9 protein-coding genes and 1 other RNA gene are annotated in these 14689 nt (G+C 61.1%); 5 read left to right on the forward strand and 5 right to left on the reverse strand.

The genetic code is table 11. The features are described 5' to 3' along the window. Positions 1-5 precede the first annotated feature (5 nt). From recR to ffs, 4 genes are all read right to left on the reverse strand, one after another. Positions 6-602, reverse strand: a complete 597-nt coding sequence (gene recR / locus CKO36_RS01080) for a recombination mediator RecR (protein WP_200279347.1) — start codon at positions 600-602, stop codon at positions 6-8. A 46-nt stretch (positions 603-648) separates the two neighbouring features. After that, on the reverse strand, positions 649-972 hold the full coding sequence (locus tag CKO36_RS01085) for a YbaB/EbfC family nucleoid-associated protein (protein ID WP_200279350.1): 324 nt from the start codon (positions 970-972) through the stop codon (positions 649-651). Positions 973-1020: 48 nt separating this feature from the next. After that, the gene (gene dnaX / locus CKO36_RS01090; RefSeq protein WP_200279353.1) at positions 1021-2724 is read right to left on the reverse strand and encodes a DNA polymerase III subunit gamma/tau; all 1704 of its coding nucleotides are present in this window, start codon (positions 2722-2724) and stop codon (positions 1021-1023) included. 97 nt (positions 2725-2821) lie between these two features. Further along, positions 2822-2918, reverse strand: an RNA gene (gene ffs, locus CKO36_RS01095) — signal recognition particle sRNA small type. A 205-nt stretch (positions 2919-3123) separates the two neighbouring features. Between ffs and CKO36_RS01100 the strand changes: the two genes are divergently transcribed. The 5 genes from CKO36_RS01100 (at position 3124) to dnaB (ending at position 12902) form a co-directional block, all read left to right on the forward strand. Continuing rightward, complete coding sequence (locus CKO36_RS01100; RefSeq protein ID WP_242469307.1) at positions 3124-4629, forward strand: M16 family metallopeptidase; 1506 nt, start codon at positions 3124-3126, stop codon at positions 4627-4629. Then, entirely contained in the window at positions 4619-5998 is a 1380-nt protein-coding gene (locus CKO36_RS01105) for a M16 family metallopeptidase (protein ID WP_200279356.1), read from the forward strand. Before CKO36_RS01100 ends, CKO36_RS01105 begins: the two co-directional genes overlap by 11 nt. Before the next feature lie 50 nt (positions 5999-6048). After that, positions 6049-6591, forward strand: a complete 543-nt coding sequence (gene rsmD, locus CKO36_RS01110) for a 16S rRNA (guanine(966)-N(2))-methyltransferase RsmD (protein WP_338053393.1) — start codon at positions 6049-6051, stop codon at positions 6589-6591. A gap of 197 nt (positions 6592-6788) precedes the next feature. Beyond that, entirely contained in the window at positions 6789-8693 is a 1905-nt protein-coding gene (gene thiC / locus CKO36_RS01115; RefSeq protein WP_242469308.1) for a phosphomethylpyrimidine synthase ThiC, read from the forward strand. Positions 8694-8759: 66 nt separating this feature from the next. Beyond that, entirely contained in the window at positions 8760-12902 is a 4143-nt protein-coding gene (gene dnaB, locus CKO36_RS01120) for a replicative DNA helicase (RefSeq protein ID WP_242469309.1), read from the forward strand. A gap of 111 nt (positions 12903-13013) precedes the next feature. On the opposite strand, the gene CKO36_RS01125 is transcribed toward dnaB, so the two are convergent. Next, positions 13014-14660 carry a methyl-accepting chemotaxis protein gene (locus CKO36_RS01125; protein ID WP_200279359.1) on the reverse strand — a complete coding sequence of 549 codons (1647 nt, stop codon included), beginning with the start codon at positions 14658-14660 and terminating at the stop codon, positions 13014-13016. Between the last annotated feature and the right edge of the window lie 29 nt (positions 14661-14689).

A 14689-nucleotide genomic window follows, 5' to 3' on the forward strand; every position in this document is an offset into this window, starting at 1 on the left:
CAAGGTTATACCGGCTGGCGCCCGCTGAACGCATGTGCCAGGGTACCGCCATCGACATATTCAAGCTCCCCGCCCAAGGGGACGCCATGCGCAATGCGCGTCACCGGCACCTGCTGCGCTGCCGCCATCTCGGCAATATAATGCGAGGTCGCGCTACCCTCAATGGTGGGGCTGATGGCTAAAATCAGCTCGCGCACCCCACCGGCCGCCAAGCGGCCTTGTAGTCGCCCAAGTTCCAGTTCAGCGGGACCAATGCCATCCAGCGGTGACAAGCGCCCGCCCAAGACAAAGTAACCGCCGGAGAAGTCCGTGGCCTGTTCGATTGCCACAATATCCGCTGGATGTTCCACTACACAGAGCAAGCTTTGATCGCGCTTGGGGTTGGCGCAAATGCTGCACAGGGATGCCTCCGTCAGCGTGCGGCAAGTGTTGCAGCGGCCGATGCGATCCATAGCCGCTGCCATGATCGCCGCCAGACGCCGACCGGAGTCGCGATCGCGCTCCAACAGATAGAAGGCTATGCGCTGCGCTGAGCGGGGTCCGATACCGGGCAGGCGGCGCAAGGCATCAATGAGTTCAGACAGCAGGTTGGATTCAGACACAGCGGTGCATGGCTCTTGCAGCTGCCATCCGACCCTGTCAACCAGCCTAAAACGGCAGCTTCATCCCCGGTGGCAGCGGCAGGCCGGCGGTTAATTCAGCCATGCTGGCTTGCTGCTTTTCGGTAATCCGATGCACAGCATCGTTCGCCGCCGCCGCAATCAGATCCTCAAGCATGTCCTTGTCATCTTCCAGCAAGCTGGGATCGAGTTCGACCTTGCGCATCTCATATTTGCCGTTCATGGTGATCTTCACCATACCACCGCCGGATTCACCGGTGACCTCTTCCTGAGCCAGGCGCTCCTGAGCTTCCTGCATCCCCTGCTGCATTTTCTGCGCCTGCTTGAGCATATTCCCAATTCCGCCTTTCATGCGTGTTCCTCTGTCGTGATCAAATCATTAAGGTATCGTGATAATCGTTCAGCCGGTGGCACGAATACTGTCCGGCACCCACTCGGCATTGAGTCGCGCTATCAGGCCTTGCGCAATGGGATCTTGACGCAGCAGTGCCTCGGCCTCGCGCTGCCGCCGCTGCGCCTCACGCGCCCGGCGCCGCGCCGGGGTATCATTGCTCGCGCGCTGGGCCTGAATACGCAGCCGCACCGGCTGGCCGAGCACCTCGCGCAAGGATTGCGCAAGCCGCTGTTCGGCGGTGTCAGCGCGGATCAAGTGCTCACAGTCCGGCTCCAGGCGCAGATGCAGTTCGCCATTCTCCCAAGACTGAAAGGCGCAGTGAGCCGCCAGTTCACGCCCCAGCCCGTGCACTGGCAGACGCTCGACTAGCTGATGCCAGTCCTGATCGCTCTCCAGATCCCCGGAAACGTCAGTCTGGTCGGCTTGGTCGACTTGAATCGCTGCCGCCGTTGCAGCAATCGCCGCGCTACCCTGATCGCCAGCCGCTTCCCCGGACTGACCACCAGCCGCCGGCGGTGACGTACCGGGCGCCGGCCCTGACCCGGACGGGGCTCCCGAGGGCGTGCGCGCAACTGGCGCGTGCTCAGGCTCGGGGCGAAACGCCAGGGCGCGCAGGAACACTATTTCCAGGCCAGCGCGCGGATCCGGTGCCAGCGGCAAATCCTGCTGGCCGATGGTGCACACCTGGTAGTAGAGTTGCAAATCCTCCGCCGCCACGCGCTCGGCTAAAGCCTGCAATCGCGCATAATCCGGATCGGCGCGATCCAGCGTGGCCGGCACCTGCTGCGCCAAAGCCAACCGATGCAGGATTCCAATCACCGTCTTGAGCACCCCGGCAAAGTCCGGAGTTAACTGCGCCACCCGGCCGATCTCCTCCAGCAGACGCGGACCGTCGTGATTGCACAGCGCCTCAACCAGCGCCAGGGTCAGGTCATGATCCAGTGCCCCGAGCATGGCGCGCACATCGGCCACGCGCACCCGCCCGCCACCAAAGGCAATGCCCTGATCGAGCAGGCTGAGCCCATCGCGCATACTGCCCTCGGCCGCGCGCGCCAACAGCGCCAGCGCCTGGGGTTCAAATTCAATCCTCTCGGCCTCCAGCACCTCGCGAAAGCGCGCCTGGATCTGCTCCGGCAGCAGATGCTTGAGATTAAACTGCAAGCAGCGCGACAGCACCGTCGCCGGCAACTTTTGTGGATCGGTGGTCGCCAGCACGAACTTAACATGCGGTGGCGGCTCTTCGAGGGTTTTCAGCAGCGCATTGAAGCTGCTGGCCGAAAACATGTGCACCTCATCGATTAAATACACTTTATAGCGGCCACGCACCGGCGCAAAGGGCACGTTATCAAGCAGCTCGCGGGTCTGGTCGACCTTGGTGCGTGAGGCGGCATCGACTTCCTGCAAGTCGATAAAACGCCCCTCCTGAATTTCGCGACAGCTGGAACAGACTCCGCAGGGCGTAGCGCTAATGCCTTGCTCGCAATTCAGCGACTTGGCCAGAATGCGGGCCAGTGTAGTTTTACCAACACCACGGGTGCCAGTAAACAGATAAGCGTGATGCAACTGGCCGCGATCCAGCGCATTGGTCAACGCCTGAACCACATGCTCCTGACCGACCAGATCGGCAAAGGTATTCGGGCGCCATTTGCGCGCCAGCACCTGATAGGGTGCCTGAGGCGACACGGCGGGGTCGGAATCACTTGGCGACATGCGAGTGCAGCGAAAGAGCGTGGATAGCTGGAACGGGCGACAGACAAGACGATGCGCGCAGATTCGGTGCGCATCTGGAAAGATTAAGGGTGGCGAACGATGCCAGCCACACCACGGCACAGACGTCAATCGCTGCGGCTGCTCCCTTCCGGGCCTGACCGGGTTCACGATCTAATCTTGCGCGGGGACCGACATCATCCACCATTGACAAGCAGCACCGCAGATTCTACTAGCTGCGCCGTGCAGAGTGCAAAGTTAGCAGAGAGCGGGAGGGGATACAAGCCGGGTGGCATGATCCCCTGGAGTTTCAGCCAGTGCATCCCCACTGTATCGCGGCAGAGATGATTCACAACTGTAACCATGTAAGCGCCTACGAAGGCGTTAGGTCACCTTGAGCTTATGAGTATCCCACCCCTGCAATTACGCCGGTTGGCGTTGACCTTGCTGCTCGGCGCGCTGGCCGGGCATGTTCTGGCAATGCCACCCGCACATTCGCCCGCTACCACGCCTGCAAGCCATGCCCCGACACCAGCGCCCGCCACGGCTAGCGCGCCGGGCGCTACACAGGACAAGCCTCAGGTCGTCGAGACTACACTCGACAATGGCCTGAAGATTCTGGTCAAGCCGGATCGGCGCGCCCCCATTGTGACCTCGCAGGTCTGGTACCGGGTCGGCTCCAGTTATGAATATGGCGGCATCACCGGAGTGTCGCATCTGTTGGAGCACATGATGTTTAAGGGTACCGAGCGTCTGGCGCCCGGCGAGTTCTCGCGCATTATCGCTGCCAATGGCGGTGACGAAAACGCGTTTACCAGTCGTGATTACACCGCGTACTTTCAAACCTTAGCGGCCGACCGGCTGGAAATCTCCTTTAAACTTGAAGCTGAGCGCATGCGCCGCCTCGCCCTGCCGAAGGATGAATTTCTTAAGGAACTGGAGGTGGTCAAGGAGGAGCGCCGTCTGCGCACTGAAGACGACCCCGAATCCATGACCTTTGAACGCTTCAACGCGACAGCCTATGAAGCCTCGCCCTATCGCATCCCGATCATTGGCTGGTCCAGCGATCTTGACTCAATTCAGGTTGAGGATCTGCGCGCTTGGTACCGACGCTGGTATGCGCCCAACAATGCCACCCTGGTGGTGGTGGGCGATGTTGACCCGGCTGAGGTCTTTGCGTTGGCGAACAAGCATTTCGCCCCCTTGCAGCCGGAACCTATCGCCCCTCCCAAACCGCGCACCGAACCCGAGCAAATCGGCGCCAAGTCGCTGATCGTGCGCGCCCCCGCGAAGGAACCCTATCTGCTGTTTGGCTATAAGACACCGGCGCTGCACGAGCTCGGCCCGGACAGCGAGCAGGCCTGGGAGCCCTATGCCCTGGAAATGCTCGCCGCCGTGCTCGATGATGGCGCCAGCTCGCGCTTCAGTCGTCACTTGGTGCGCGGCCAACAGATTGCCGCCGCCGCCGATGCCAGCTACAGTGCCTTCAGCCGCCTCTCCGGCATGCTGCTGTTCGATGGCACCCCGGCCAAGGGACAGGACATTGAGGCGCTGGAACAGGCCATGCTCGCCGAGATCGGGCAACTGCGCGACGAGCCGGTCGCGCCCGATGAATTGGCGCGTATTCGCACCCAGCTGATTGCCGGCAAAATCTACGAACAAGATTCGGTCTTCTACCAGGCGATGCTGCTCGGGCAGCTTGAAAGCGTCGGACTTGGCTGGCGCCTGGCAGATGACTATGTCAAGCACCTTGCCGCCGTGACCCCGGAGCAAATCCAGGCCGTCGCGCGCCGCTACATCCGCCCTGAGAATCGCACCCGTGCCGTACTGGAGCCGCTGCCACTGGATGGCGCGACGAACGAAGCCTCGGCGGTCACGGCTACCGGAGATCACCGCCATGTTCGTTAAGCTTCGCCCCTTGCAACTGTTCGCCTGTTTGTTGCTCGCCAGTGCGCCCCTGAGCCAGATCCTGGCCGGACCGCCGATTCAGCACTGGCAGACCGCTCAGGGCAGTCAGGTGTTGTTCGTTGCGGCGCCCGATTTGCCGATGCTCGACATTCGCGTCGCCCTGGATGCTGGCAGCGGACGCGATGGCGCCCGCCCCGGTCTGGCGTCCCTGACCGCCAGCCTGCTCACCCAGGGCGCGGGCGACTGGGATGCCGACACCATTGCCGAGCGCATTGAGTCCATCGGTGCTCAGCTCAGCGCCAGTGCTGACCGCGATATGACCACCGTCAGCCTGCGCACCCTGACCGCCCCGGCGGATCTCGATGCCGCCGTCGCCACCCTGACGCAGGTCCTGAGCGCGCCACGTTTCGCCCCGACGGATGTTGCGCGCCTGCAACGCAACCGCTTGACCGCACTGCGCCAGGCGGAGCAGGATCCGGGCACAGTCGGGCGCAAGGCGCTCTACCAGGCCGTGTTTGGCGATCATCCCTATGCCAGTGATCCGCAAGGCACCGCTGCCAGCATTGAACAGCTGACTCCGGAGGACTTCAAGCGCTTCCATCAGGACTACTATCGCGCCACAGGGGCCACCATCGCCCTGGTCGGAGCCATCGACCGGGCGCAGGCCGAAGCCATTGCGACGGCCATTGCCGCCGGTCTGCCCCGGGGAGCCGCCCCACCACCACTGCCGCCAGTACAGGCGCCGGAGCAGGGCCGCACTCAGGTCATCGCCTTCCCCTCCAGCCAGACGCATCTCTATGCCGGTCAGCCGGGCATGCGACGCGGCGATCCGGATTATTTTCCGCTCTATGTCGGCAACCATATCCTCGGCGGCAGCGGCCTGGTATCGTTGCTCATGGAGCAGGTGCGCGAACAGCGCGGCCTGTCCTACAGCGTCTACAGTTACTTCCTGCCACTGGCGCAACGCGGACCCTTCGTGCTGGGGCTGCAAACCAAGAATGCGCAAGCCGAACAGGCGCGCTCAGTGCTGCTCGACACCCTCAAACAATTCATCGACACCGGCCCGACCCAGAAGCAGCTCGATGATGCAGTCAAGAACATCACCGGTGGCTTTCCGCTGCGCATTGCCAGCAACAGCAAGATCGTGGCCTATCTGGCGGTCATCGGCTTCTATGATCTGCCACTGGATTATCTGGAACGCTTTACCGACCGCATCCGCGCGGTCACCCACGAGCAGATTCACGCCGCCTTCCAGCGTCGCGTTCATCCCGAGCAGCTGCAAATCGTGATGGTTGGTCAGCCCGCCACCGGCGAACCAGTGGCGCCGACCACCGCCGCAGCGTCCCTGACCACCCCGGACGGACGCTGACCCTGGCCCGCGCACAGCCTTCCAAGCGGCGCGGTGCTGCGCCGGGCCAGGTGCGTCTGATCGGCGGGCGCTTCGGCGGGCGGCGTCTGCCCATTCCAGATCAGCCCGGCTTGCGCCCCACCGGCGACCGTGCCCGCGAAACCCTGTTTAACTGGCTGCAACCCATCCTCAGCGGCAGCCGCTGCCTGGATGTCTTCGCCGGCAGCGGTGCCCTGGGGTTCGAGGCCTTATCGCGCGGCGCGGCGCAGGTGGTGATGCTGGAGCGCAATGCACTGGTCGCGCGCCAATTGCGCGCCAATGCCAGGCAGCTGGCCGCCGCAGCGCTCGATATTCAGCAGACCGACAGCCTGCGCTGGCTCGCCACCAGTCCCCCGCGCCCGTTCAACATTGTCTTTCTCGATCCGCCCTTCGCTGCCGACCTGCTGCCCGCCAGCCTGGAACAGCTCAGCACCCGGCCCTGGTTAGCACCCGAGGCGCGGATCTATCTCGAAACCGCTGCCCAGGCACCGGCCATCGAGCTTCCCAGCGGTTGGCACTGGCTGCGTGAGAAAAGCGCTGGGCAGGTGCGTTATGGGCTGGCAATCGCAGCCTAGCCGCGCGCTTGCCGACGCAGATCCCAGGCTGTGTGGAGGATCGACCGCTTGAAATCCCCCGCGCCATGGGCTAGCGTGCCGGTACAATCCTGCTGGGGGTGTCCACAGGTCCGGCTTCTTATCCCCAGTACCAGCCTAAGACTTACCGTTTGCCGTCCGTTCCGCTCTGGAGCGCGCGGCCAGAGAGGATCGCCGCGATGAGCGCCACGCCCCCCATTTTCCCCGCCGACTTCGTCGCCACCAGCGCGCGCCTGTCCGCCGAAGTCACCCAGCCGTTCACCGGCTCCCGCAAGCTCTGGGTCCAGGGTTCGCGTCCGGATCTGCGCGTGCCCATGCGCGAGATCGCCCAGACTCCAACCGAGACCCGCCAGGGGCCGGAAGAGAATCCGCCGGTGATCGTCTATGACACCTCCGGGCCCTACACCGACCCGGACGCTCGCATTGATCTGCTGCGCGGCCTGCCCGATGTGCGCGCGGCCTGGATCGACGAGCGCGCCGATACCGAGCAGCTGACTGGCCCCAGTTCAGCCTTCGGCCAGCGCCGTCAGCAGGATCCGACCCTCGACCATCTGCGCTTCGAGCATCTGCGCGCCCCGCGCCGCGCCAAGGCCGGCCACAAGGTCACTCAGATGCACTATGCACGCCAGGGTCTCATCACCCCTGAGATGGAATATGTCGCCATCCGCGAGAACTTGAAACTCGATGAACTACGCGCCGACCCGCGCTACGAGAAACTGCTGCGCCAGCATCGTGGCGAAGCCTTTGGTGCCGGCCTGCCCGACATCATCACGCCAGAATTTGTCCGCGACGAGGTCGCGCGCGGGCGCGCTATCATCCCGGCCAACATCAACCACCCGGAACTGGAGCCCATGATTATCGGGCGCAATTTCCGGGTGAAGATCAACACCAACATTGGCAACTCGGCGCTCACCTCCAGCATTGCCGAGGAAGTGGAAAAAATGGTCTGGTCCACGCGCTGGGGTGGCGACACCCTGATGGACCTGTCAACCGGCAAGAACATCCACGAAACCCGCGAATGGATTCTGCGCAACGCCCCGGTGCCCATCGGCACCGTGCCTATTTATCAGGCACTAGAGAAGGTCGAGGGTCGCCCCGAAGATCTCACCTGGGAGCTGTTCCGCGACACCCTGATCGAACAGGCCGAACAGGGTGTGGATTACTTCACCATTCATGCCGGAGTGTTGCTGCGTTACATTCCGCTCACCGCAGATCGGGTCACCGGCATCGTCTCGCGTGGCGGTTCCATCCTGGCGAAATGGTGCCTGGCCCATCACCAGGAAAACTTTCTCTACACCCATTTCCGCGACATCTGCGACATCATGGCCGCCTATGATGTCGCCTTCAGCCTCGGCGACGGCCTGCGCCCCGGCAGTCTAGCCGATGCCAACGACCGCGCCCAATTCGCCGAACTGGAAACCCTGGGCGAACTGACCAAAATCGCCTGGGAGCAGGACGTGCAGGTGATGATCGAAGGCCCCGGCCATGTGCCGTTGCAAAAAATCCATGACAATGTCACCAAGGAACTGGCCGACTGCCATGAGGCGCCTTTTTACACCTTAGGCCCCATCATCACCGATATTGCCCCGGCTTATGACCATCTGACCTCTGCCATTGGTGCCGCCAACATTGGCTGGTATGGCACCGCCATGCTGTGCTATGTCACCCCCAAGGAACACCTCGGCCTGCCGGACAAAGAGGACGTGCGCGATGGCATCATCGCCTACCGCATCGCCGCCCATGGCGCCGATCTAGCCAAGGGGCTGCCCGGTGCTCAGGTGCAGGACAATGCCATGAGCAAGGCACGCTTTGAGTTCCGCTGGGAGGATCAGTTCAACTTGGCACTCGACCCGGAGCGCGCCCGCGAGTTCCACGATCAGACTCTGCCCCACGACTCGCATAAGGTCGCGCACTTCTGCTCCATGTGCGGGCCGCAGTTCTGCTCGATGAAAATCACCCAGGATGTGCGCGACTATGCGCAAGCCCATGCGCTGAGCGACGCCGAGCAAGCCCTGAGTGCCGGGCTGGAAGAAAAGGCCGCGCAGTTCCGCGACACCGGCGGGGAGCTGTACAAAGCCGTTTGAGTCCGGTGCATGTATCTCCGGGCCGCCGGCCGCCTTTCCTAATCGTCGTCGCACAGGATTTTGCCGTTGGCATCAAACGATCTGTCGGACCTCGCTGAAGTCCGGGTACCACCCAACAACACCAACGCCGAGCAATCCCTGCTCGGCGCCCTGATGCTCGAAAACAGCACCTGGGAACAGGTGGCGGACAAGGTCTGCGAAGAGGATTTTTATCGCCAGGAGCATCGGGTGCTGTTTCGTGGCATCGCGATTCTTGCCGAGGACAATCAACCCTTCGATGTGGTGACCCTGTCGGAAGCGCTCAGCAAGCGCAATCTGTTGGAGGACTGCGGCGGTCTGCCCTATCTGGCCGAGATTGATCGCAACACCGCCTCCGCTGCCAATGCGCTACATTATGCGCGCATCGTGCGCTTCAACTCGGTGCTGCGCCAGCTGGCGCGTGCCGGAGTGGAAATCGCCGATCTGGCCTATGCCACCGAAGGTCGCGGTGAAGCGGAAATTCTCGATCTGGCCGAAGCCAAGGTGTTCCAGATCGCCGAGCAGCTCAGCCGTGGCGGCGGCGGCTTTCAGCCGATTCGCAATCTGCTGGTCACCGCGATGGACAAGATCGACGAGCTCTACCATCGCGAAGAACCCATTACCGGCGTACCCACCGGTTTCACCGACTTCGATATGAAAACCTCCGGCCTGCAAGCGGCGGATCTCATTATCGTCGCCGGGCGACCGTCGATGGGCAAATGCCTCGACGCGAAGACCGAGATTCCGCTCGCGGACGGGTGCGTCGAAACCATCGAAACCCTGTTTTACCGCCGCCAAGCCGAGTTGCTGACACTCAATGATCGGATGCGACTGGAGACGGCACAGGCAAACGCTTTCGTGGATGACGGCTTCAAATCCGTTTTTCGCGTGACCACCAGGCTCGGACGCGTTGTCGAAACCACCGCCACGCATCCCTTTTTGACCCTGGAAGGCTGGAAGCCGCTCGGTGAACTCGCCATCGGCGACACCATTGGCGTCCCGCGTCGCCTGCCCATCTTTGGCACGCGGGCGATGCGCGAGTGCGAGGTCAAGCTGCTCAGCTACCTGCTTGGCGATGGTTGCTTCAGAAACCGAACGCCGAAACTGATTAATGAAAACGCTGCGATTCAGGCGGACTTTATCGCGGCGGCACAGGAATTCGGCGGAGTGCGCGCACAGCTCAAGCAGCGCCCAGACCGCACTCCTGAGGTTTGCGTGATCGGTGATCGCGCGCAAATCCAGAGCCAACGCAAAGCCTTTGGTCAGGCGCTTACGGACGCCTTGATCGCGGCTGGCTCTTCCCAGCGATCACTGGCTCTCGCAACAGGCGCCAGTCCAGCCAGCGTGTGCAACTGGACTCAAGGCCGGAGCATGCCCGGCGCGGCGCTGTTCGAACGAATTCATACCTTTTTTACCGATGCGCACGTCACCTGGGATCCCAATCCACGGGTGGATGGCGCAAAAAACGGCCCCAACGCCCTAACCCGCTGGCTCATTGAACTTGGACTCTGGGAACGCGATGCGCATGGTAAATTCGTTCCTGCCCCCGTCTTTCAACTGCCGAAGAATCAACTGGCGCTGTTTCTGAACCGGCTCTTTGCCACCGATGGTTGGGCAACACGACTCAGCAGCGGACAATGTCAACTCGGCTACGCCTCGGTCAGCGAGCGCCTCGCCCGACAGATCCAGCACCTCCTGCTGCGCTTCGGCATCATCGCCAAGCTGCGTCACCGCCGCATTCGCCGCGAACAGAATGACTCCCATGCCTGGCAATTGGATATCACCGATGGCGACTCGATAAGAACTTTTGCCGCTGAGATTGGCATCTTTTCGAAAGAGGCGGCCCTTGAACGAGTGCTTGATGCGCTCGCGCAAAAGCGCCAGCAGACCAACACCGACCTGATTCCAGTAGCCGTTTGGGAGCGGCTGCGAGCAATGAAGGGCGAGGAGTCCTGGAGTCATCTTGCCGAGCGCGCGGGCTTGATCGGAACCAGCAACATCCATGTAGGCAAGCGCGCCCTGTCACGGCAACGGCTCGCGCGGCTGGCTCATGCCTTGCAGGACCAATCCCTTAGCGATCTCGCCAGCAGCGATCTGTTCTGGGACCCCATCGTCGCCATCGAATCCCTTGGCCGGCGTCAGGTCTATGATCTGACGGTTCCCGACACCCACAATTTCGTCGCCAACGACATTTGCGTGCACAACACCAGCTTCGCAATGAACATCGCCGAAAATGTCGCTATCAAAACCGGCAAAGGCGTCGCCATCTTCAGCATGGAAATGCCCGGCGACTCGCTGGCCATGCGCATGATGTCCTCGCTCGGTCAGATCGATCAGCATCGGGTGCGCACTGGCAAGCTCGGCGATGACGATTGGCCGCGTCTGACTTCGGCTGTCAGCATGCTCTCGCAAGTGTCCATGCACATTGATGACACCGGCGGCCTGTCGCCAACCGAGGTGCGCGCCCGCGTGCGTCGGCTGCAACGCGAGCTGAAGCGCGAAGACAAGGAGCTGGGACTGATCGTGCTCGACTACCTGCAACTCATGCAGGCATCCACCGCCGGGGAGAACCGTGCGACCGAAATCTCGCTGATTTCCCGCTCGCTCAAATCGCTGGCAAAAGAGCTGAACGTACCCGTTGTTGCTCTATCACAGCTCAACAGAAGCCTGGAAAACCGTCCCAACAAACGGCCGGTGATGTCCGATCTCCGCGAATGTGTCACTGGAGATACCAAAGTTGTGCTGGCGGATGGTCGCCGGATTCCGATTGCCGAGCTGTGCGGTAGCCAGGCTCGGGTGTTGGCCATTGATACCAGGGGACGACTCATCGAGGCCGAAGCCGAGTGTGTCTGGCAAGTTGGCACTCGACACGTTTTCAGTATCAAGCTGGCAAGTGGGCGAGTCATGCGCGCGACGGCCGAGCACCGGCTCAAAGGCGCAAATGGTTGGATCAAAGTCAGTGAGTTAGCCCAGGGCACCCGTCTGGCAACAGCGCGCTTACTACCCGAGCCTCGTCAACCCCAAGACTGGCCTGAGCATGAGCTGATCCTTCTCGCCCACCTAGTCGGAGATGGAAGCTACCTGAGCGGTCAGCCGCTCAGATACACCACGGCATCGGAAGACAATAGCCGAGTGGTCACCGAATGCGCCCAATTTTTTGGGGTAAAGGTTAACCGACACCCAGGTCGCGGCAACTGGCACCAGCTCGTTTTTAGCGGTAATGGTAACCGCTGGCACCCAGCAGGTATCAATCTGTGGCTGCGCGGACTTCGCCTGTTTGGACAACGCTCCTATGAAAAACGACTGCCACCCGAGCTTTTTCAATGCCCTAACGCACAGATTGGTCTTTTTCTTCGGCACCTTTGGGCGACAGATGGCACGATTTCGCCGCGTAAGCCTGGCCAAAAAGGCAGCCACGGAGTGCATCTTAGTACTAACAGCCGCAGCCTGGCCGAGGATGTCCAGGCGCTGCTGCTGCGTCTCGGGATTCGCTCAAAAATCCAATCCGTGGAACAAGCTGGCTACCGTACCACCTATCTGGTTTGGGTGATCGGCGCAGAAGCCCAGCAGCGCTTTCTCGATCAAGTCGGTGCTTTTGGACCGAGAGTCGGAGCTGCAATAAAACTACAAGCACTACTCGAAGGTATGAAGGCGAATTCCAATGTCGATACCTTGCCAATTGAGGTGTTCGGGCAAGTACGCAGTCGCATGCTGGCGTCTGGCATCAGCACCCGACAGATGGCCGCATTGCGCGGAACCAGCTACGGCGGCAGCGCTCATTTCAACTTCGCGCCCTCGCAGGTAACCCTGTCAAGCGATGCGACCCTGCTGGATGATCCGGAACTGCGCGATCTCGCCGAGAGCGACTTGTTCTGGGATCGCGTTGTCGCGGTCGAGCCAGCAGGCGAGGAGGCGGTTTACGACCTGACAGTCCCCGGTCCTGCCTGCTGGCTCGCCGATGGTATTGTTAGCCACAACTCGGGCGCAATCGAACAGGACGCGGACCTCATTGCGTTTATATACCGAGACGAAGTGTATAACGAAGACAGCCCCGACAAAGGGGTTGCGGAGATCATTATTGCCAAGCAGCGCAACGGCCCTATTGGCACTGTTAAGCTGGCTTTCCTCGGGCAATACACCCGCTTCGACAACCTGGCCAACGAATACTATCGCGATGACAATGGTTATTAAACTGCATCCCGTTTGAACGGATATCTCTGAATTGATCAGTCGCAATCATTGCGACTGTCAAGTCCCGGAAGATTGTCAGGAAGTTAAACACGCGCGATCTTTGGGCCAAGTTCATACCTTGAAATGCCCAACCATGGCCTGCAAATCTCCCGCAAGCGCGGCCAGCTGGCCACTCGCAGTGGCCGTCTGACGCGAACTCTGAGCATTCTGCTGCGCCACCTCGCCGATATGGGTGATGTTGCGATTGATATCCTCGGTCACCGCATTCTGCTCTTCGGCCGCAGTGGCAATCTGCGAGTTCATGGTATTAATCTGGGTCACTGCGCCGGTCATCGCCTCCAAAGCATCGCTTGCCTTGACGGCCTTCGCCAAAGCATCCTTGGCCTGTTCGCTGCCTTCCTCGACGGCCTCAACCGCATTGCGCGATCCGGTTTGCAAGCGCTCGATCATCCCTTGGATCTCTTGCGTCGATTGCTGACTGCGACTGGCGAGCGCCCGCACCTCGTCGGCCACCACGGCGAACCCTCGCCCCTGCTCGCCCGCGCGCGCCGCTTCAATGGCCGCATTCAAGGCCAAAAGATTCGTCTGTTCCGCGATCTCCCGGATGACGTTCAGGATCGAGCCGATCTGCTCACTATCGTGCCCCAGCGTCTGGATCACCGCAGTTGTGGTTCCAATATCCTGTGCCAATTGCTCCATAGCTGCGGCGGTCTGGCCGAATACGTCCCGACCATTCTTGGAGGCAAGATCGGCCTGCTCCGCAGCAGCTGCGGCCTCGCTGGCATTGCGTGCCACCTCCTGAACGGTCGCCGACAGTTGGTTTACCGCCGTAACAATCTGGTCGGTCGCCGATTCCTGCTCGGTAACAGTCCGATTGGCCTCCTCGGTAATAGCCGACATCTGCTCAGCCGCAGCCGCCACTTGCGCACTCGCGCCAGCAATACCACCGATAACAGTTTGCAACTTGTCGATAAACTGATTTAAGGCCGTCCCTAACTGCCCCAACTCGTCACGAGTATTCACCTGCACGCGGGCCGTGAGGTCGCCCTCGCCTTGCGCAATATCTTGAACGCGATGAATAATTCGATGCAGTGGGCGCGTAATCATACCCGGAAAGACCAACACCAGGAGCAGACAGAAGGCTAAGCCGACAACGAGTGCGGTTATAGCGCTCAACTTGGCATTGCGGGCCACAGCGTCGACCCGATCGGTGGTTACCTGCGCGGATTCGAGGGTAAGCTCTGTCAGAGTATCGATCACCTCGCGCATCGCCTCGAACTGCTCGCTGGCCTTGCCAAGGCTCAATTCGAGCGCACGTGAGCTTTCCTGATTGTCCGCCAAACGGTCGGCGGTCATCACCGCATTTGTAGACAAACGCCATGCATCGTAGAGCGTATCGAACTGTTCCAGCAGTGCATTAACCTCAGGCGTATCGATCAATGCGGCGAACTTCCCGACGCGCGTCCGCGCCTGATCCATATTTTCGTCGTGGTCCCGACGCAGTTGCTCGAAATATTCTGTGCCAACATCCACAAAAAACGAGGTACGCTCCGCCACTAAGGCTTGATAAAGATCACGATCCGCCTCGATCAGGAAATCAACACCCGGCATATAGAGGTGCGCAATGTGGTCTGACTGATCTTTGAGCTCAGAGACCCGCTGGATTGCAATGACGGAAACTCCTGTCAAAACCAGTGCAATAAGCGCGATTGGGAGCCTGAGCTTCCAGCGAAAAGACAGATCGTAAAACCAATGCACGTTGCCACCCCCGCGATAGTTAAATGCTG

The sequence above is a fragment of the Rhabdochromatium marinum genome (genome assembly GCF_016583795.1).
Lineage (GTDB): Bacteria > Pseudomonadota > Gammaproteobacteria > Chromatiales > Chromatiaceae > Rhabdochromatium > Rhabdochromatium marinum.